This window comes from Minwuia sp., assembly GCF_048263705.1.
Classification (GTDB): Bacteria; Pseudomonadota; Alphaproteobacteria; order Minwuiales; family Minwuiaceae; genus Minwuia.
On record NZ_JBLXDV010000003.1, the window covers coordinates 407,509 to 424,075 of the forward strand.

Annotated in this window: 22 protein-coding genes; 12 read left to right on the plus strand and 10 right to left on the minus strand. The window is 62.9% G+C overall.

The annotated features are described in order from the left end of the window. On the plus strand, positions 1-888 hold the full coding sequence (locus ACN0X7_RS06780; RefSeq protein ID WP_417515435.1) for a lipid kinase: 888 nt from the start codon (positions 1-3) through the stop codon (positions 886-888). Positions 889-915: 27 nt separating this feature from the next. Continuing rightward, a complete protein-coding gene (locus ACN0X7_RS06785) occupies positions 916-1,329 on the plus strand; it encodes a hypothetical protein (protein WP_417515437.1) in 414 nt (137 codons plus the stop codon). A 54-nt stretch (positions 1,330-1,383) separates the two neighbouring features. Here the strand turns inward: ACN0X7_RS06785 and ACN0X7_RS06790 are convergent, their stop codons facing one another. Then, positions 1,384-2,391: an NADP-dependent oxidoreductase gene (locus tag ACN0X7_RS06790; RefSeq protein ID WP_417515439.1), complete on the minus strand. Its 1,008-nt coding sequence runs from the start codon at positions 2,389-2,391 to the stop codon at positions 1,384-1,386. Between the two features lie 21 nt (positions 2,392-2,412). Next, a complete protein-coding gene (locus tag ACN0X7_RS06795; protein WP_417515441.1) occupies positions 2,413-3,120 on the minus strand; it encodes a haloacid dehalogenase type II in 708 nt (235 codons plus the stop codon). A 129-nt stretch (positions 3,121-3,249) separates the two neighbouring features. Between ACN0X7_RS06795 and ACN0X7_RS06800 the strand changes: the two genes are divergently transcribed. From ACN0X7_RS06800 to ACN0X7_RS06810, 3 genes are all read left to right on the plus strand, one after another. Further along, on the plus strand, positions 3,250-4,500 hold the full coding sequence (locus ACN0X7_RS06800; protein ID WP_417515443.1) for an LLM class flavin-dependent oxidoreductase: 1,251 nt from the start codon (positions 3,250-3,252) through the stop codon (positions 4,498-4,500). A gap of 107 nt (positions 4,501-4,607) precedes the next feature. Then, positions 4,608-5,939 carry a DUF1800 domain-containing protein gene (locus ACN0X7_RS06805; protein WP_417515445.1) on the plus strand — a complete coding sequence of 444 codons (1,332 nt, stop codon included), beginning with the start codon at positions 4,608-4,610 and terminating at the stop codon, positions 5,937-5,939. A 2-nt stretch (positions 5,940-5,941) separates the two neighbouring features. After that, positions 5,942-7,120: a DUF1501 domain-containing protein gene (locus tag ACN0X7_RS06810; protein WP_417515447.1), complete on the plus strand. Its 1,179-nt coding sequence runs from the start codon at positions 5,942-5,944 to the stop codon at positions 7,118-7,120. Here ACN0X7_RS06810 and ntrC read toward each other — a convergent pair. From ntrC to dusB, 3 genes are read right to left on the minus strand one after another with little or no spacing between them, the layout of a single operon-like run. Further along, positions 7,117-8,559: a nitrogen regulation protein NR(I) gene (gene ntrC, locus ACN0X7_RS06815; RefSeq protein ID WP_417515449.1), complete on the minus strand. Its 1,443-nt coding sequence runs from the start codon at positions 8,557-8,559 to the stop codon at positions 7,117-7,119. The two genes, ACN0X7_RS06810 and ntrC, sit on opposite strands and share 4 nt — an antisense overlap. Positions 8,560-8,573: 14 nt before the next feature. Beyond that, entirely contained in the window at positions 8,574-9,644 is a 1,071-nt protein-coding gene (locus tag ACN0X7_RS06820) for a two-component system sensor histidine kinase NtrB (RefSeq protein ID WP_417515451.1), read from the minus strand. Continuing rightward, on the minus strand, positions 9,641-10,621 hold the full coding sequence (gene dusB / locus ACN0X7_RS06825) for a tRNA dihydrouridine synthase DusB (RefSeq protein WP_417515453.1): 981 nt from the start codon (positions 10,619-10,621) through the stop codon (positions 9,641-9,643). The genes ACN0X7_RS06820 and dusB overlap by 4 nt, the downstream gene beginning before the upstream one ends. A gap of 120 nt (positions 10,622-10,741) precedes the next feature. On the opposite strand from dusB, the gene ACN0X7_RS06830 reads away from it, so the two are divergent. Genes ACN0X7_RS06830 through ACN0X7_RS06840 form a run of 3 tightly spaced genes read left to right on the plus strand, consistent with a single transcriptional unit; the run spans position 10,742 to position 12,899 of the window. Beyond that, complete coding sequence (locus tag ACN0X7_RS06830) at positions 10,742-11,923, plus strand: bifunctional 2-C-methyl-D-erythritol 4-phosphate cytidylyltransferase/2-C-methyl-D-erythritol 2,4-cyclodiphosphate synthase (RefSeq protein WP_417515455.1); 1,182 nt, start codon at positions 10,742-10,744, stop codon at positions 11,921-11,923. Beyond that, positions 11,920-12,390, plus strand: a complete 471-nt coding sequence (locus ACN0X7_RS06835; protein WP_417515457.1) for a phosphatidylglycerophosphatase A — start codon at positions 11,920-11,922, stop codon at positions 12,388-12,390. The genes ACN0X7_RS06830 and ACN0X7_RS06835 overlap by 4 nt, the downstream gene beginning before the upstream one ends. Further along, the gene (locus tag ACN0X7_RS06840; RefSeq protein ID WP_417515459.1) at positions 12,390-12,899 is read left to right on the plus strand and encodes a CinA family protein; all 510 of its coding nucleotides are present in this window, start codon (positions 12,390-12,392) and stop codon (positions 12,897-12,899) included. Before ACN0X7_RS06835 ends, ACN0X7_RS06840 begins: the two co-directional genes overlap by 1 nt. Positions 12,900-12,925: 26 nt before the next feature. On the opposite strand, the gene ACN0X7_RS06845 is transcribed toward ACN0X7_RS06840, so the two are convergent. Next, positions 12,926-13,156, minus strand: a complete 231-nt coding sequence (locus tag ACN0X7_RS06845) for a hypothetical protein (protein WP_417515461.1) — start codon at positions 13,154-13,156, stop codon at positions 12,926-12,928. Positions 13,157-13,272: 116 nt separating this feature from the next. Next, on the minus strand, positions 13,273-13,494 hold the full coding sequence (locus tag ACN0X7_RS06850; protein WP_417515463.1) for a hypothetical protein: 222 nt from the start codon (positions 13,492-13,494) through the stop codon (positions 13,273-13,275). Positions 13,495-13,987: 493 nt separating this feature from the next. Here ACN0X7_RS06850 and ACN0X7_RS06855 point away from each other — a divergent pair, with 493 nt between their 5' ends. The 4 genes from ACN0X7_RS06855 to ACN0X7_RS06870 all read left to right on the plus strand — a co-directional run bounded on the left by ACN0X7_RS06855 (position 13,988) and on the right by ACN0X7_RS06870 (position 14,871). Further along, a complete protein-coding gene (locus tag ACN0X7_RS06855) occupies positions 13,988-14,212 on the plus strand; it encodes a hypothetical protein (RefSeq protein ID WP_417515465.1) in 225 nt (74 codons plus the stop codon). Next, entirely contained in the window at positions 14,199-14,366 is a 168-nt protein-coding gene (locus tag ACN0X7_RS06860; protein WP_417515467.1) for a hypothetical protein, read from the plus strand. Before ACN0X7_RS06855 ends, ACN0X7_RS06860 begins: the two co-directional genes overlap by 14 nt. A 39-nt stretch (positions 14,367-14,405) precedes the next feature. Next, a complete protein-coding gene (locus tag ACN0X7_RS06865) occupies positions 14,406-14,585 on the plus strand; it encodes a hypothetical protein (protein ID WP_417515469.1) in 180 nt (59 codons plus the stop codon). 91 nt (positions 14,586-14,676) lie between these two features. Further along, on the plus strand, positions 14,677-14,871 hold the full coding sequence (locus ACN0X7_RS06870) for a PLDc N-terminal domain-containing protein (RefSeq protein WP_417515471.1): 195 nt from the start codon (positions 14,677-14,679) through the stop codon (positions 14,869-14,871). Positions 14,872-14,975: 104 nt separating this feature from the next. Here ACN0X7_RS06870 and ACN0X7_RS06875 read toward each other — a convergent pair whose 3' ends face one another. The 3 genes from ACN0X7_RS06875 to ACN0X7_RS06885 are packed head-to-tail and all read right to left on the minus strand — an operon-like array spanning position 14,976 to position 16,565. Continuing rightward, entirely contained in the window at positions 14,976-15,425 is a 450-nt protein-coding gene (locus ACN0X7_RS06875; protein WP_417515473.1) for a type II toxin-antitoxin system RatA family toxin, read from the minus strand. A 7-nt stretch (positions 15,426-15,432) separates the two neighbouring features. Beyond that, positions 15,433-16,371: a lipoyl synthase gene (gene lipA, locus ACN0X7_RS06880; RefSeq protein WP_417515475.1), complete on the minus strand. Its 939-nt coding sequence runs from the start codon at positions 16,369-16,371 to the stop codon at positions 15,433-15,435. A 5-nt stretch (positions 16,372-16,376) separates the two neighbouring features. Then, entirely contained in the window at positions 16,377-16,565 is a 189-nt protein-coding gene (locus ACN0X7_RS06885; RefSeq protein WP_417515477.1) for a hypothetical protein, read from the minus strand. Positions 16,566-16,567: the final 2 nt, after the last annotated feature.

Below are 16,567 nucleotides of genomic sequence, written 5' to 3' on the forward strand. Positions count from 1 at the left end.
ATGGATGTGAGCGGAAACCGGGCATTGCTGATCATCAATCGCCGCAGCGGTGACGGACTGCGCCCGACGGAACTCGCCACCGCCGCGCTCGAGAAGGCCGGATTCGAGGTGGACGCCCACAGTCCGGAAGACCCGGCAAAAATTCCGGAACTGATCCAGGAACACGCCGGGCAATCCGCACGCATCGTGCTGGGCGGAGGCGACGGCACGTTCAGCCGCGCGGCATCGTCGCTGATCGCGTCGGACAGGCCCGTCGGCTTCCTGCCCATGGGCACAGCGAACGATCTGGCGCGGACGCTGGGCATTCCGGCGGATATCGTGGCAGCAGCGAAAATTGCGGCGGGCGACCGGCGGCGTCTGATCGACCTGGGCACGATCAACGATCGCCCGTTCTTCAATGTGGCCAGCATGGGTTTCAGCGCCCGCGTCGCACAGTACCATGAAGGCGAACGCAAAAGTCGCTTCAAGCTGCTCAGCTACCCGATCAGCTGGCTGGATGCACAGCGCGATATGGAGCCGTTCGAGGTGACCATGAGATATGGCAAGCGGAAACGGAAGTTCCGCTCTACCATGGTCGCCGTCGGCAACGGCGTGCACTATGGCGGTGGCCTGAGGATCGCCGACGATGCGGCGATCGACGATGGCTGGCTTGATGTCTTCTATGTAAAGCCCCTAGGTCCCTGGGGCATGCTGAAGCTGCTGCCCTTCCTGAAGTTCGGCGCCCTGAAACGGCGTCAGGATGTGCGCACCGTCCGGGCAAAGGCGCTGACGATCGAGATCGATCCCGTCCAGGACATCAATGTCGATGGCGAGATCGTGGAGAAAACCCCGGCACGCTTCGGTATGCTGCGACAGGCCTTGGAGGTCTTCGTTCCAGTTCCCAGATAAGAGGCAGTGAGACAACGGAGAATGACAGTGGAATTGCTGCGAGACGAAGAAGTTGTCGCGATCAACGACGTGATCACCAGCATGAAGGCGCTGGAACGGGTCCTGCGCGCCGGGGCGGAAGAGGCTGCGGAGTCCGAGGATGCCGAGAACAGCTTCGCTGACCGGTTGAAGGGCGAGGCCGACGATCTGGAAAGCAAGGCAAACCGTCTTTCGAAGATCGTGCGCGAACTGGGCGATGCACCCGGCGGTCCTTCCGACGAGCGCATCATATTCGAACAGGCGTCACTGAAACTGCGTGCATCGATCAGCCGGGACACCGAGGCGGCGCTGACGACCAGTATCGCGAACTCCAGGCAGAACCTGGCCACGACGGCCAGGGAAAGCCTGCCGGACATCAAGCATGAGACAGCCCGCGAGATCGTGGCGGAACTGGCCGACTGAACCGGCTCCATCCGCCACTGAGCTGTTTTCGTCAGATGTTCTGACGCGCGACGTTCAGGAAGGATCCGGCGCGACCCGCACCATGCGCTTGCCGCGGTTGTCGCCGGCCAGCAGGCCTGTCAAGGCCCGGGGCGCGTTCTCCAGACCCTCAACGACATCTTCCACGACCACGATCTTGCCTTCCTTGACCCAGCCCATCAGGTCGGATTCAGCCTTCGCATCCTGATCGGCGAAATCCATCACGATGAAGCCTTCCATACGCAGGCGCTTCACCACGATCAGACCGGGCAGGTTGCGCGGGCCCGTGGGCGCGTCGGCGTTGTACTGGCTGACGGCACCGCAGCAGACCACGCGGCCCTTCATGTTCATCTGGAACAGCACGGTTTCCAGAACCTCGCCGCCCACATTGTCGAAATAGATGTCGATGCCGTCCGGACAGGCCGCTTTCAATTCGCGGAACAGGTTGCCGCCGCGGTAGTCGACGCAGGCATCGAAACCCAGTTCATTGACCACCCAGTCGCACTTTTCCTGCCCGCCGGCGATCCCCACCGCACGGCAGCCCAGCGCCTTGGCGATCTGCCCGACGAAGATGCCGACCGAGCCCGCGGCCGCCGAGACCACGACCGTCTCGCCCGCCTTCGGGGCGCCGACACCGATCAGCCCGTGATAGGCGGTCTTGCCCGCGATCCCCAGCACCGACAGCATGTGCGTCAGCGGACGGTAATCGGGCAGCTTCTGAGCATGGCGGGCCTTGACCGTCACATAATCCGCCCAGCGGGCCTCGACCGCGACGATATCGCCTTCCGACAGCGACGGGTCCTTCGATTCGACCACCTCTCCAATGGAATAGGTGTGCATCACATCGCCCGCCTTGACGGCCTCTCGATAGGTCGCGCCCTGCATCCATGCCCGGTTTGCCGCATCGATGGACATCAGGATGGTGCGCACCCGGACCTGCCCCTCGTCGACACCGGGCATCTCGCCATCGACCAGTTCGAAGTGATCGTTGGTCAGTTCGCCCTTCGGCAGTTCGCGGATCACAACCTGTCGGTTCTGGCTCATTGGTTCAGTCTCCCTGTCGTCTCAGCCGTCGAGTTGCGCGGCGAGCTCGATGAAATCTCCGGCAACATAATCCCATTCGCCGGTCGGCGGGAACGGTCCGCCATCGTCGCTGTACTCGGTCGGGCGCTCCACATAGGCCGTCATCAGCCCGAAGCCCTGTGCGGCGGCCAGATCCTCGTTGTGGGCGGCCACCATGCAGCATTCGCCGGGATCGAGGTCCAGCGCCGCAGCCGAGCCGAGATAGCATTCCCGCATCGGCTTGTAGGCCTCGGTCACCTCCGCGCCCAGCACCATGTCCCAGGGCAGGCCCATGTTCTTGGCCATGTTCACCATCAGCGCGATGTTGCCGTTGGAGCAGGTCGCAAGGATGTGCCGGCTTTTCATGCGATTCAGGCCGCCGACGACGTCAGGCCAGGGGGCGAGCCGGTGCCAGACACGGTTGAGGTCCTGTTTCTCGGCTTCCGACAGATCCGTGATGTTCAAATCCGAAAGCACCTGATCCAGATTCTCCCGGTGCAGGATGTCCAGCTTCACGAAACCCCTGTTGCCTTCGCGGATGCGCTGCATGGCGGGCTGATACAGCTTGCGCCAGCGCACGGCAAAGTCGTTACCGTCCACGTCCCAGCCCCGTGCGGCTGCCATTCCGTCGATCTCGCGCGCGATCGAGCGGCGCCAGTCGACGACGGTGCCGAACACGTCGAACAGCAGCGCCTTTGGTCGTTTGCTCATGCTTTCCGTCCTCCTGATCCCGACCGGCAATGTGGCCCGTGATGGCGAAGCGGGCAAGCCAAGCCTTCTGCACCCGCGCGGAAAGTGCTACTGTCCGGTAGCTAACTTCATGCGACTGGGGAGGATGTCATGGAATTCGGTGTTTTTTACGAGCTGCAGCTGCCGAAACCCTGGAACGAAGGCGACGAGCACAAGCTTTTTCAGGAAGCCCTGGAGCAGGTCGAACTGGCCGACCGGCTGGGCATCGACTACGCGTGGGCAGTCGAGCACCACTTCCTTGAGGAATACTCCCACTGCGGTTCGCCGGAAGTGTTTCTGGCCGCTGCGGCAGGTCGGACGAAGAACATCAAGGTCGGCCACGGCATCCGTCAGGTGATCCCGAACTACAATCATCCGGCCCGCACCGCCGAGGGCATCGCCGCGCTGGATCTGGTCAGCAGCGGCCGCGCCCAGTTCGGTATCGGAGAGGGCGCGACCCGCCTGGAACTGCACGGGTTCGGCATTCCAGCCAAGGAGAAGCGGGCGATGGCGCTGGAGGCTGCCGAGCAGGTGGCCAACATGATGACCATGACCCCCTACCCCGGTTTCGAGAGCGAGCACTGGTCCTTCCCCTGCCGGAATGTGGTGCCGAAGCCGCTTCAGAAGCCGCATCCGCCCATGTGGATGGCCTGCACCAACCGCGACACGATCAAGGTCGCGGCGAAGAACGGCGTCGGGGCTCTGGCCTTTTCGTTCGTGGATATCGAGGAAGCGAAGACCTGGGCCGATATCTACTATGACATCATCAAGTCCGAGGAGTGCGTGCCCATCGGGCACAGCGTGAACGCCAACATCGCCATGGTCAGCGCCTTCTCGCTGGATCATGACCGTGCAACGGCGATCCGGCAGGGCCAGGAAGGCTTCGAGTTCTTCAGCTTCGCCATGCGCAAGCTGGTGGCAGAGGACACCGTGCCGGGCCGGACGAAGATCTGGGAGGAATTCCAGTCCCTGCGCAAGGTCGGCGACGATGAGATGATCGATGCAGCCATGAAGGGCCGCGATCTGATGCACGCGCCGGGTATCGGCACGCCCGACGACTTCCGCGACCACATCCGCAACTATGAAGACGCGGGCGTGGACCAGATCATCTTCCTGCAGCAGGCCGGGCGGAACACGCACGAACAGATCTGCAATTCGCTGAACCTGTTCGCCGACGAGGTCCTGCCCGAGTTCAAGGCGAAGGAAGCCGATCGGAAAGCGAAGAAGGATGCCGACCTGGCCCCCTACATCGAGGCGGCCCTGGCGCGCAAGAAGCGCATGCCCGAGCTGGCCGACGATGATATCCCGGTCGTGCGGGCTTCGGTCAAGAAGGCCGAGTTCAATCGCTCTGACGCCGCGTGATCCGCGGCTGGCTTCGTATGCTGCCCGCTTACAATAGGTAACCTTCTGAAACGCGGCGGGCAGGTGCGGTGATGTAGTATCGTGATGTCTGATTCTGGAGGCATCCGATGAACAGCCAACAGGCCGCGATCGCGTCGATCCGCTTCGGAATGGGTGCACGCCCCGGTGAACTGGCCCGGCGCCAGTCGGATCCGCGCGGCAGCCTGCTCGCCGAACTGGACAGTCCTGACAATCTGTCGGGCCTGTTCGACACGCAGCCGACCGCCGCATCCATGATGGGTCGCTTCATGCGCGAGCGTCAGCGCGGCGGCGACGGGGCGATCATCCGGCTGTTTCGCAAGGATTTCCGCAAGACCTACATCGAGGAGGCGGCCCTGCGGACGGAAGCCGCCGTCCTCAGCCGGACGCCCTTTCACGAGCGGCTGGTGCATTTCTGGTCCAATCACTTCACGGTTTCCGCCCGCCGTCCGATTCTGGCGGGACTCGCCGGTGCCTACGAACGCGAGGCGATCCGCAGCAATCTGGGCGGCCGGTTCGAGGATCTGCTGATCTCGGTCGTGAAGCATCCGGCCATGATCCTGTATCTGGACAACGCCCTGTCGATCGGCCCGAATTCGGAACTCGGCGAACGTCGCGAGCGGGGCATGAACGAGAACCTCGCGCGGGAAATCCTCGAACTGCATACGCTGGGCGTGAACGGCGGTTATGTACAGGATGATGTCATCGCGCTCGCCAGAATGCTGACGGGATGGAGCATCGCCCGACCGAACAATTCGCCGCGGCCCGGGACGTTCAGGTTCTACGCGCGTGCCCACGAACCGGGGACGCAAATGCTGCTCGGCCGGCGCTATCATGCAGACGGGTTCGCCCAGGCCGAGCAGGCCCTGCGCGATATCGCCGGCCATCCTTCGACCATCCGGCATGTCTCGACCAAACTGGTTCGGCATTTCACTGCTGACGATCCCGCCGAGGCCGACATCCGGTCCATTGTCGATGTCTGGACGCGCACTGCCGGGGATCTGCGCGCCGTTCATGCGGCATTGACCGGGCTGGACAGCGCCTGGCGACCGCTCACAAAACTGAAGACGCCGAACGATCTCCTGATCTCCAGCCTGCGCGCCATTGGCCACGGAAAAGCGCGTCCGTGGGTCGTCGGGGCACTGGACCTGCTCGGACAGGCACCATGGGCGGCACCTTCTCCCAAGGGGTGGAGCGACCGGGCGAGCGGCTGGCTCGGCGCGGCACAGGCCATGCGCCGGATCGAGTTCGCCAGCGCCTGGGCCGAACGCGCGCCCGTCCGTGTCGAGCCCCGCCACGTCGCGGCCAGCGCATTCGGCCCCCTGATGGACACCGACACGCGGATCACCATCGAACGTGCCGAAAGCCGCGAGCAAGGCCTCGCGGTCGCGCTGGCCTCACCCGCATTTCAGAGGAGATGACGATGGCCCGGCTATCAAGACGTTCACTCCTGGCCGCCGTTACCGCGTCCGGTGCCCTCACCCTCGCGCCGCGATCCGCTGCGCTGGCAGGAACGCAGGACCGCCGCTTCCTGCTCATCATCCTGCGCGGCGGGCTGGATGGCCTGTCCGCCCTGCCCCCTGTGGGCGACCCGGCGTTCGCCAGTCACCGGCCCGAAAGTCTGGCGGCCAGGCCGCTGAGCCTCGCCGGCCAGAGTGATTTTGCGCTGCATCACGCGCTGCCCGCGCTGCAACGCATCTGGAACGCAGGCCAGCTGATCGGCCTGCATGCCGTCGGCACGCCCTATCGGGATCGCTCCCATTTCGACGCCCAGAACGTGCTCGAGTCCGGCTATCGTACGCCACGGGGCAGCGCAAATGGATGGCTCAACCGCGCGCTTGTCGCGATGGGTGGGGAGACAGGCCTCGGGATGGCCGTCGGCCCAAGAGCGCCGCTGGTTCTGACCGGGCCGGCACCCGTGGGCTCATGGTCGCCCAACACCCTGCCCGGCACCGAGGACTCCACCCTGGAGCGCATCGCCGCGCTCTGGGCGAATGACCCGCTGCTGGCCACGCACATCGAACAGGCGCTCGACCAGCAGACCATGACGGCGAATCTCGGCAGGAGCGCCGGCGACGTCCGGAAGACCCGCCGTTCGATCGTGCCCCTGCTGAAAGGCGCTGGCGATCTGCTCGCCAACCCGGCGGGGCCGCGCCTGATGGCGCTGGACAATGCGGGCTGGGACACGCATGTGCGCATCGAAGGCAATCTGTCGCGCAAGCTGACCGACCTGAATGAGGGGCTGGAATCCCTGATCAGCCGGTTGCAGCCGGTCTGGCAGCAGACAGCCGTCCTGATGGTCACCGAATTCGGGCGGACGGTCGCGCTGAACGGCAATGCGGGCACCGACCATGGGACCGGCGGCGCAGCCTTTCTGTTCGGCGGCGCGGTCAACGGTGGCCGGATCATCAGCGACTGGCCCGGTCTGTCCCAACGCGACCTGCTGGACGGTCGCGATCTGAGGCCGACCGTGGATCTTCGGCATGTCTTCCGATCGACGCTCCACGATCACATGCAGCTTTCACGCTCAGCGCTGGACGACACCGTCTTTCCGGACGACCTCGGCCATCGGGGGCCGCTGAGAGACCTGTTCCGTAGTTAAAGCGACGATCCGCGGATGACCCGGATGTCCAGTTCCCGGATCTTCTTGCGCAAGGTGTTCCGGTTCAGCCCCAGCAGATCCGCAGCACGCAACTGGTTGCCGCGCGTTGCAGCCAATGACAATGACACCAGCGGTTTCTCGATTTCCTTCAGGACGCGGTCGTAGAGTCCGGCGGGCGGCAGTTCATCGCCATGCGCCTCGAAGTACCGCGAGAGGTGATATTCCACCGCCGCGCCCAGGCTCTCCCCCGCCGGATTGGCCTCCTCCGCCGGGACCGGACTGGGCTCGGCCAGTTCCCGCTCGATGATCTCGACCGAGATCGATTCCTCTGAGTAAAGCGCGGACAGACGCCGCACGAGGTTTTCCAGTTCACGCACGTTGCCCGCCCAGCGATAGGCGACCAGCCGCTCCATCGCCGAGGGCGCGATGGTCTTCGGCGGCAGGCCCTCCTCGATCGCCTTGGTCATGAAGTGGCGGATCAGGTCCGGAATATCCTCGCGGCGTTCCCGCAGCGGAGGCAGCCGGATGGGCACCACGTTCAGGCGATAGAACAGGTCCTCGCGGAACATGCCCTGGCTGATCTGCTGACGCAGATCCCGGTTGGTCGCCGCCACGATCCGGACGTCGGTGCGGATCGAGCGACGCCCGCCGACGGTCGTGTACTCGCCCTGTTGCAGCACGCGCAACAGGCGCGTCTGCGCCTCCAGCGGCATGTCACCGATCTCGTCCAGGAACAGGGTGCCGCCCTCGGCCTGCTCGAACCGTCCGACACTGCGCTGCGCTGCGCCCGTAAAGGCCCCCTTCTCATGCCCGAACAGTTCGCTTTCGATCAGTTCGCGCGGAATGGCGGCCATGTTGACCGGGACGAAAGGTCCGCTGCGCCGTTTTCCATAATCGTGCAGCGCGCGCGCGACCAGTTCCTTGCCCGTGCCGGACTCGCCGGTAATCATCACCGTCAGATCCGTCGTCATCAGACGCGCCATCACGCGATAGATTTCCTGCATCGAGGCCGAGCGGCCGATCAGCGGCAGGGCTTCGTCATCGCCGGTATCCGGTCGCGCATCATTCGCGACCGGCTGGTTCAGCGCACGATCGACGATGGACAGCAGTTCCTTCAGGTCGAAGGGCTTGGGCAGGTATTCATAGGCCCCCCGTTCGGTTGCCTTCACCGCAGTCAACAGGGTGTTCTGGGCGCTCATCACGATCACGGGCAGCTCGGGCCTGCGCTTCTTGATGCGGGGCAGCAGGTCCAGACCATCCTCGTCGGGCATGACCACATCGGTGATCACGACATCGCCGGCACCATCGGAAACCCACCGCCACAGAGTCGCGGCATTGCCGGTCGTACGGACATCGAAGCCCGCCCGCCCGAGCGCCTGTCCCAGCACCGTCCGGATACTGCGGTCATCGTCGGCAATCAGAACAGATCGTGCGGTCATGTCTCTAGTGTCCTTCAGCTGCGTGCGACAGGCAGATAGATACGGAACGTGGCACCCTTGTCCGAGGCGTCGGATTCAATGATGCCGCCATGATCGTTGATGATCTTCGCGACCAGCGCGAGGCCGAGGCCGGTACCGCTGGGTTTGGTGGTCACGAACGGGTCGAACAGATGCGCGCGCAGATCTTCGGGCACGCCCGGCCCGTTGTCTGCAATGGTGACTTCCAGGGGCAGCTGGATCCGCTCGGAGCTGCCGGGCACGGCGAGACGCACCCCGTGGCGATAGGCGGTCGTGATCGAGACCTCGCCCTTCTTCTCGGGCACGGCTTCCGCGGCGTTCTTCACCAGATTCAGGAAGACCTGGATAAGCTGGTCCTGATTGCCGTGCACCATGGGCAGCGAGGGATCGTAGTTCTCGATAAAGCGGACGTGCTTTCCGAAACCGTTCTCGGCGATCTTCTTCACACGCTCCAGCACGCGGTGAATGTTCACCCCGTCCCGGTCGGAGGGACGCGGGTCCGAGAACGCCTCCATCCGATCGACGAGTGCCACGATCCGCTGAACCTCGTCGACGATCAGGCTGGTCAGTTCGCGATCTGATTCCTCCAGGCCCGGTTCCAGCAGCTGTGCGGCGCCGCGAATGCCGGACAAGGGGTTCTTCACCTCGTGCGCCAGCACGGCGGCCATGCCGGTGACAGCGCGCGCGGCACCGCGGTGGGTCAGCGAACGGTCCATCTTCGATGCCATCGTGCGCTCTTCGATCTGCACGACGACCGCCCCCTGCTGCTCGACGATCGGAGAGAGCTGGATGTTCACGGTCTTGACCTCGGATTTGGGCGTACCCAGCAGCACGCCGTATTCGGAGATCGCACCGAGACCTTCGGCAGCCTGACCGAACAGTGTCAGCAGAGGACTGCCGAACGGCACGATGTCCTCGATCTTCTGGCGCAGCAGCATGGACTGCCCGATGCCGAAGAACTCCTCTGCAGCCGGATTGGCACGCAGGATATGTCCATCCTTGTCGGCGACCAGAATCGGGTCGGCGATGGCGTCGAAGACGGCTTGATACGTCGGGGTTGCATTCATGCCGCCACCGACGACCGGTCTGCGCCGAAATGATCGGCGAGCGACGCCAGTACCCGCTCCGGGTCCGTTTCCGTCATCACGGCTTTGCGAAACGCGACGGGATCCTCCAGGTGCTCGCCGTACCAGCCGAGATGCTTGCGGGCGATGCGGACCATATGCGCACGGTCACCCATGGAGATCAGATCGATGTAATGCGCCATCGCGATGCGACCGATGGCCGGCAGGTCCGGCAACGGGTACGCGGTGCCGCGCAGCCCGGCCTGGATCAGGCTCGGCACCCAGGGCCGGCCCTGCGCCCCGCGTCCGATCATGACACCGTCGGCCCCCGACTGCTCAAGGCAGCGGCGCGCGTCGTCGACCGTCAGGATATCGCCGTTCGCGATCACCGGGATGCTGACAGCTTCCTTGACCTGACGGATCTGCCGCCAGTCCGCCCTGCCCTTGTAGAACTGGCAGCGCGTCCGACCGTGCACGGTCACCATACGTATGCCGGAGCGCTCGGCGATCCTGGCCAGATCAGGGGCGTTGAAGGACCGCTCGTCCCAGCCCAGCCGCATCTTCAGGGTGACCGGCAGATCGACTGCCCCGACCACCGCATCAATGATGGCGCGCGCCTTTGTCAGATCGCGCATCAGGGCGGAACCCGCGTAACCGCCGGTCACCTGCTTTGCCGGACACCCCATGTTGATGTCGATGATCTGCGCGCCGCGATCCTGATTGAAGCGGGCGGCGTCCGCCATGATATCGGGATCGCACCCCGCGATCTGAACGGCACGGACACCGATTCCGTCCGGCTCCAGCATACGGGCGGCACGATCCTGACCCGAGAGCACATGACGACCGGCCACCATCTCGGAAAAGGCCAGTCCGACACCGAACCGCTTGACCGCACGGCGAAACGGCGGGTCGGTGATACCCGACATCGGGGCCAGCAGAACCCGGCCCTCGACGTTCAGGTTTCCGATAGAAATGCTCATATTTTGACCAGTCTTCGCGAATGACTAATTCACAGACAGTTATGGGTAAATGGCCGCACAAAAGCAAGGTCGCCTTCTGATTTGTGATGCCGCGGAATGGCTGTGCTATAGCTTCGGCCCATGAGAAATGCAGTTATCATCGTTGCCGCCGGTCGAGGGGCGCGGCTGGGGGCCACGCTGCCGAAGCAGTACCTGCCTCTGGGCGAGGGCACAGTGCTGCGGCGGACGACGAAAGCCTTCCTGAACCACCCCCGAATCGATCGCGTCCAGATCGTCATCTCACCCGGCGATGCATCGCTTTACGAATCCGCGGTCGGCGACCTGGGACTGCCGGAGCCCGTCGCGGGCGGCGCATCGCGTCAGGATTCGGTGTTGAACGGGCTTGAGGCCCTGGCTGGTCACGACGTGACACATGTGCTGATCCACGATGCGGCACGCCCTTTCGTTGACGAGGCGCTGATCGACGAACTGCTGGACATGCTGACCCGTGCGGACGCCGTACTTCCCGTCCTGCCCGTGATCGACAGCCTGAAGCAGGTCGCGGACGGACGTGTCACGGGCGAGGTCGATCGGGACACGGTTGCGCGCGCGCAGACACCGCAGGGATTTCATTTCGCAAGAATTCTTGAGGCGCATCGCGCCGCAGCCGGACTGGCGCTGACCGACGACAGCGCCGTCGCGGACCGCCATGGCATGGCCAGCGTCACGGTTTCCGGCCGCGAGGACAACTTCAAGATCACGACGGCGCGGGACCTGGCGCGCGCCCGGCAGATGGTGGCGGGCGCGGCCGATGATGCGGCGGCGATCCTGGAAGACTACCGTACCGGCAGCGGCTTCGATGTGCATCGGTTTGCGCCCGACCGCCCGCTGATCCTGTGCGGCATCGCTGTCCCGCATGCGCTGGGGCTGGCGGGACATTCGGATGCGGACGTGGGGCTGCACGCCATCACTGACGCCGTTCTGGGGGCACTGGCCGACGGCGACATCGGCGATCACTTTCCGCCCGATGACCCGCAGTGGAAAGGTGCCGAATCCGACCGGTTTCTGGCATTTGCCGCGCGGCGGGTGACGGACAGGGGCGGACGCATCTGCAATATTGACGCGACCCTGATTTGCGAGGCTCCCCGGATCAAACCGCATCGACAGGCCATGCGCGTCCGCGTGGCGGAGATCGTCGGCATTCCCGACAACCGGGTGAGCATCAAGGCAACCACGACCGAGAAGCTGGGATTCACCGGCCGGCGCGAAGGCATTGCCGCACAGGCCCTTGTCACCATAGCCCTGCCGGGAGCCGCAGCATGATCAACCGGGTGGCCACCTTCATCGCGACATTCTGCTGGACCGGCTTCATCCGCCCTGCACCGGGCACATGGGGCACGCTGGCCGGGGTTCCGACCGGCTGGGCGATACTGGAATACGCCGGACAACCCGCACTGGCCGCCGGTGCGGTACTGGCGTTCCTGATCGGCTGGTGGGCGGCGGCGCGGCACATGAACCGGACCGACAACCAGAACGACCCGTCGGAGGTGGTCATCGACGAAGTGGCGGGCCTGTGGGTCGCCTATCTGGCCATACCCGATACGGGCTGGCCGTGGCTGCTGGCCGGTTTCCTGCTGTTTCGCTTCTTCGATGTCTGGAAAGCGGGCCCCGTCGGCTGGGCCGACAGGCGGATCAAGGGCGCGCTTGGCACGATGGTCGATGACATCATCGCCGGCATCTTCGCCGCACTCTGTCTGCTCGCCTTTCAGCTGATATGGAATTCGCTCTGATGTTCGACCGCGCTCTCACACGTGAGGCCGAGCGCCTGCTGGCCCGGCTGAGGCGCGCCGGCATGATGGTGGCCACCGTCGAAAGCTGCACCGGCGGCCTGATTGCCGGGCTTCTGACGGAAGTTGCCGGATCGTCTGACGTCGTCGACCGGGGCTTCGTCACCTATTCGAACGAAGCCAAGAACGAACTGGTCGGCGTGCCCATGACCATGATCGAACGCCACGGTGCCGTATCGGCCGAGGTCGCCATCGCGATGGCGGAAGGCGGGCTGCAGAATGCCAGGGCAGATCGGGTCATCGCCGTGACGGGTGTGGCAGGACCGAGCGGCGGGAGCATCGCGAAGCCCGTCGGGCTGGTTCACCTGGCCTGCGCCACGCGCGGACGGGCGACCATCCAGCAACGGCATCAGTTCGCGGATCGCGGGCGGTCCCACATCCGCCGGGAAACGATCAGACAGGCTTTTCGGATGCTGGAAAACGGCTTGCGGGACAGTGTCGCAAGAGGCTGAACGAGCCGTAGCGTCTCACAGACCGGCTATTCGTCCCCGTCCTGTTCCGCCACCCGGAAGTCGGTCGAGGATTTTTCCCGATCGATTGTTTCTCCGGACATGTCGCAACTCAATCCCATGCGTATCAGTTCCCTGATCGCGGCGGCGCGGGACGGCAGACGATTTTTGAAACGCCAGTCGTCAATCGCCTCGATCTCGATATCGTCGAGCATCAACTGAAGTTTTTCAGTTCGTTTGGGTGCCTTCTCATCGGTCATATCAGTCCCTCGCCGCCTTCCGCCTCACCGACCGGCGTCCGGCCAGCGCCATGGACGATCTGTGTGCGCCTGTCTCTTGCCTGCCGATGGTCTGGCAAGACGAGAAAGCCGGGGACTCAATCCGGATCGACGATCCGGAATTCAGTCGAGGACTTGTCCATGACAGGCTCATCCAGCTGAGGCTTGGTCTCCAGGCCAAGCCGGATAAGCTCGCGAATGGCGGCTGCGCGCGACGGCATTCTGTTGGTAAAACGCCAGTCGTCGATGGCCGCCATCTCCAGATCATCCAGCATCAGCTGAAGTTTTTCCGTTCGTTTGGGAGCAGGAGAACTGCTCATGAGTGTTTCTCCTTCACGCTACACGCGACCCCTGCGGATCGCTGGCTCCTCGCCAGTGCACGGGACAGTAACTGTACAGCACCGTTTCTGATCGAGACCTTCGTTTTTTGCGGGACAGGGCATCGTTCGAAAACCACTTTCCCGGTTCCGGTTTGCGCGACCGCCGGAATACCTGCCGCCAGCCGCATTCAAAATCCAAAGCCAACCCGTTGAAAAACATCATTTTTCCCAATCACATTCGTCAACTTGGAGTAAGTTACTCCAATCCCTCTCTTTCATCAATAGACCTATGTTAACCCTCTTGATGCGCCCACTCTTCTTCCATCACCCATGTAAATACTATCGAATACCCAGCATCATGAAGTACATGAACCGCTTCTGATGATGTAACAGACCACAATCACATCTGTTGTGTCAGTTACCAATTCGGATGATACGAAAGTTCTTGTGAAAGTGTATTGGCTGGATAAATTGGGGTCATGGCAATCACGCCATGAACGAAGAAAAGGATCCATCCATGCCCGTACTTCTCTCGATCATAACGACCGACGACATCATCGACGATGCCGGCCGTTCCGAGGGCCAGGAACGGGATCCCGATGTCAAATCCGCGCTCAAGACGGATGCAAGGGCTTTCGCCGCACGCAAGGCGGCCCGACGCGGACATCAGATGGTTAAGGACCTGTCCGTAAGGAGCGAGCAGAATGAACATTCGTGAGACCATCATCGCAGTAACCACCATCCTGACGTTCGGCGTCGTGCTGAGCGCCTGCGACGACACCATCCGCGGGATCGGTCAGGATACGAAGCAGACCGTGGACGCGGTGAGTGACAGCGTTCAGGGCAAGCCCAAGGAAAACGCCGAAGACTGACAGAAGCCGGACAACAGCTTCACACGAAGGGGAAAAACAATGATCAGCGACCGTTCAGCAGGAAAACTCATCGCCGTAGTGACCATCATGGTCTGCGCCGCCATGGCATCGACGCTGGATGCAACGTCGACATCAAACCAGAACGTCAAGTTTGCGGAATCGGGCGAGAGGGCATCGTCAGAAATGCTCCATATGACCGGTTTGTCGGGAGTAAAGTAGGCGACCAGGCCGTCGCCCGATACCCGTAACGATCTGCTTGCAAAGCAATAACAAGAACAACAACAAGAGCAAAAAACCACAGGAGATCTTCATGGGTATCGAAGTTGGCGGCCTGTTCGGCCTCATCATCCTGATCCTCGACATCTACGCCATTGTCAAAACGCTGCAAAGTGGCGCCTCAACAGGTGCAAAGGTGATCTGGGTTCTGGTGATACTGTTACTTCCGCTTCTGGGACTGCTGCTTTGGCTTCTCTTCGGGCCAAAAGGCAACAAGGCACTGACCTGACGTCTCGGAACGCCTGTCAATGTACCAGGGCGACTGCCAATCGGCAGTCGCCCTTTTCTTTGCGGTCATGCGGCCAGCCCGTTACCCATCCGCCGTACGGGCACTCAGTTTTCCGATGGGGCGGTGCCATAGAGCGAGTCGGCACGTTTTTCGAATGCGGCAACCATCCGGCGCACGGCCTCGTGGAACAGCGGCTGCACTGCCTTCCGCAACAGGATCGAGCGGAATTCGAAGTCCACACTGAAATCCACTTCGCATCCGTCAGGGTGCGGCAGGAAGATCCAGTGGTTCTCCAGATATTTCATGGGACCCTCGACGTAGGTCACATCGATCCTCAGGTCTTCCGGATTGAGGTCAACACGCGAACGGAACCTCTCGCGGAACATCTTGAAGCCGATCAGCAGATCAGCGGTCACCTGCCGTTCAGAGTTCGACAGAATGCGCGCACCGACGCACCAGGGCAGGAATTCCGGATAGGATCCGATATCAGCCACCAGCCGGTAAACCTGCTCGGGCTGATGCGGCAGAACACGTTTTTCACTGTGCTTGGGCATGCTGGACTTACGCGGGCACCTTCACCTGTCGCGCACGTGCGGCACGCATCTTCTCGAAATCATCGCCGGCGTGATAGGACGACCGCGTCAGAGGCGACGCGGAGACCATCAGGAACCCCTTGCCGTAGGCATTTCGCTCATAGCTCTGGAAGGCTTCCGGGGTCACGAACTCGGCGACGGCGTGGTGTTTGCGCGACGGCTGCAGGTACTGGCCGATGGTCAGGAAGTCCACATCCGCCGAACGCAGGTCATCCATCACCTGCAAGACTTCCTCGCGCTGCTCGCCCAGGCCGACCATCATGCCGGACTTGGTGAACATGGACGGATCGATATCCTTCACCTGCGACAGAATCTTCAACGAGTGAAAATAGCGCGCGCCGGGCCGGACCTCGGCATAGAGCCGCGGCACGGTCTCCAGATTGTGATTGAAGACGTCCGGGCGGGCTTCGACGACTTTCTCAAGCGCGCCGGGCTTCTTCTGGAAGTCAGGGACCAGCACCTCGATCGTGGTGCCCGGACTGGCCTCGCGGATACAGGTGATCGTCCGCGCGATGTGCGCCGCCCCGCCATCATCCAGATCGTCGCGATCGACCGATGTGACCACAACATGCGCCAAACCGAGCTTCTTCACCGACTGGGCCACGCTTTCCGGCTCGAAGGTATCCAGCGCACCGGGCTTGCCGGTCTTCACGTTGCAGAAGCTGCAGGACCGCGTGCAGGTGTCGCCCATGATCATCATGGTGGCGTGGCCCTTCGACCAGCACTCGCCGATGTTCGGGCAGGCCGCTTCCTCGCAGACCGTCGCCAGATTGTGCTCCCGCATGATCTGGCGTGTCGCGTGGTATTCCGGCGATGTCGGTGCCTTCACCCGAATCCACGCAGGCTTCTTCTTCCAGACCGGCTGGTCGGGCCGATGTGCCTTTTCAGGGTGACGGTGCTCAGTCATAAAAACTAGCCAACTCCCTTTCCGCTCATTTTTTGTTTGGTGGCTTTCTGCGACGGTCGCAGCCGACCGTTCTGGCTGTCACGCAACAACGTCCGGAAATGGCTGTTTGCAGACTTGTTGACGACGGCGCGAATTCGATCGCCCTCACGCCGTTGGCGTTTCAGGGATTCAAGCAGTTCGTCTTGAGAACTCATAA

Coding starts and splice junctions, on each gene's coding strand:
- ACN0X7_RS06850 (WP_417515463.1), bottom strand. CDS start 13,494: ATGAGCAGTTCTCCTGCTCCCAAACGAACGGAAAAACTTCAGCTGATG.
- lipA (WP_417515475.1), bottom strand. CDS start 16,371: ATGACTGAGCACCGTCACCCTGAAAAGGCACATCGGCCCGACCAGCCG.
- ACN0X7_RS06830 (WP_417515455.1), top strand. CDS start 10,742: ATGAGAAATGCAGTTATCATCGTTGCCGCCGGTCGAGGGGCGCGGCTG.
- ACN0X7_RS06800 (WP_417515443.1), top strand. CDS start 3,250: ATGGAATTCGGTGTTTTTTACGAGCTGCAGCTGCCGAAACCCTGGAAC.
- ACN0X7_RS06820 (WP_417515451.1), bottom strand. CDS start 9,644: ATGAATGCAACCCCGACGTATCAAGCCGTCTTCGACGCCATCGCCGAC.
- ACN0X7_RS06865 (WP_417515469.1), top strand. CDS start 14,406: ATGATCAGCGACCGTTCAGCAGGAAAACTCATCGCCGTAGTGACCATC.
- ACN0X7_RS06810 (WP_417515447.1), top strand. CDS start 5,942: ATGGCCCGGCTATCAAGACGTTCACTCCTGGCCGCCGTTACCGCGTCC.
- ACN0X7_RS06855 (WP_417515465.1), top strand. CDS start 13,988: ATGAACGAAGAAAAGGATCCATCCATGCCCGTACTTCTCTCGATCATA.
- ACN0X7_RS06805 (WP_417515445.1), top strand. CDS start 4,608: ATGAACAGCCAACAGGCCGCGATCGCGTCGATCCGCTTCGGAATGGGT.
- ACN0X7_RS06780 (WP_417515435.1), top strand. CDS start 1: ATGGATGTGAGCGGAAACCGGGCATTGCTGATCATCAATCGCCGCAGC.
- ACN0X7_RS06885 (WP_417515477.1), bottom strand. CDS start 16,565: ATGAGTTCTCAAGACGAACTGCTTGAATCCCTGAAACGCCAACGGCGT.
- ACN0X7_RS06790 (WP_417515439.1), bottom strand. CDS start 2,391: ATGAGCCAGAACCGACAGGTTGTGATCCGCGAACTGCCGAAGGGCGAA.
- dusB (WP_417515453.1), bottom strand. CDS start 10,621: ATGAGCATTTCTATCGGAAACCTGAACGTCGAGGGCCGGGTTCTGCTG.
- ntrC (WP_417515449.1), bottom strand. CDS start 8,559: ATGACCGCACGATCTGTTCTGATTGCCGACGATGACCGCAGTATCCGG.
- ACN0X7_RS06835 (WP_417515457.1), top strand. CDS start 11,920: ATGATCAACCGGGTGGCCACCTTCATCGCGACATTCTGCTGGACCGGC.
- ACN0X7_RS06845 (WP_417515461.1), bottom strand. CDS start 13,156: ATGACCGATGAGAAGGCACCCAAACGAACTGAAAAACTTCAGTTGATG.
- ACN0X7_RS06870 (WP_417515471.1), top strand. CDS start 14,677: ATGGGTATCGAAGTTGGCGGCCTGTTCGGCCTCATCATCCTGATCCTC.
- ACN0X7_RS06860 (WP_417515467.1), top strand. CDS start 14,199: ATGAACATTCGTGAGACCATCATCGCAGTAACCACCATCCTGACGTTC.
- ACN0X7_RS06795 (WP_417515441.1), bottom strand. CDS start 3,120: ATGAGCAAACGACCAAAGGCGCTGCTGTTCGACGTGTTCGGCACCGTC.
- ACN0X7_RS06875 (WP_417515473.1), bottom strand. CDS start 15,425: ATGCCCAAGCACAGTGAAAAACGTGTTCTGCCGCATCAGCCCGAGCAG.
- ACN0X7_RS06840 (WP_417515459.1), top strand. CDS start 12,390: ATGTTCGACCGCGCTCTCACACGTGAGGCCGAGCGCCTGCTGGCCCGG.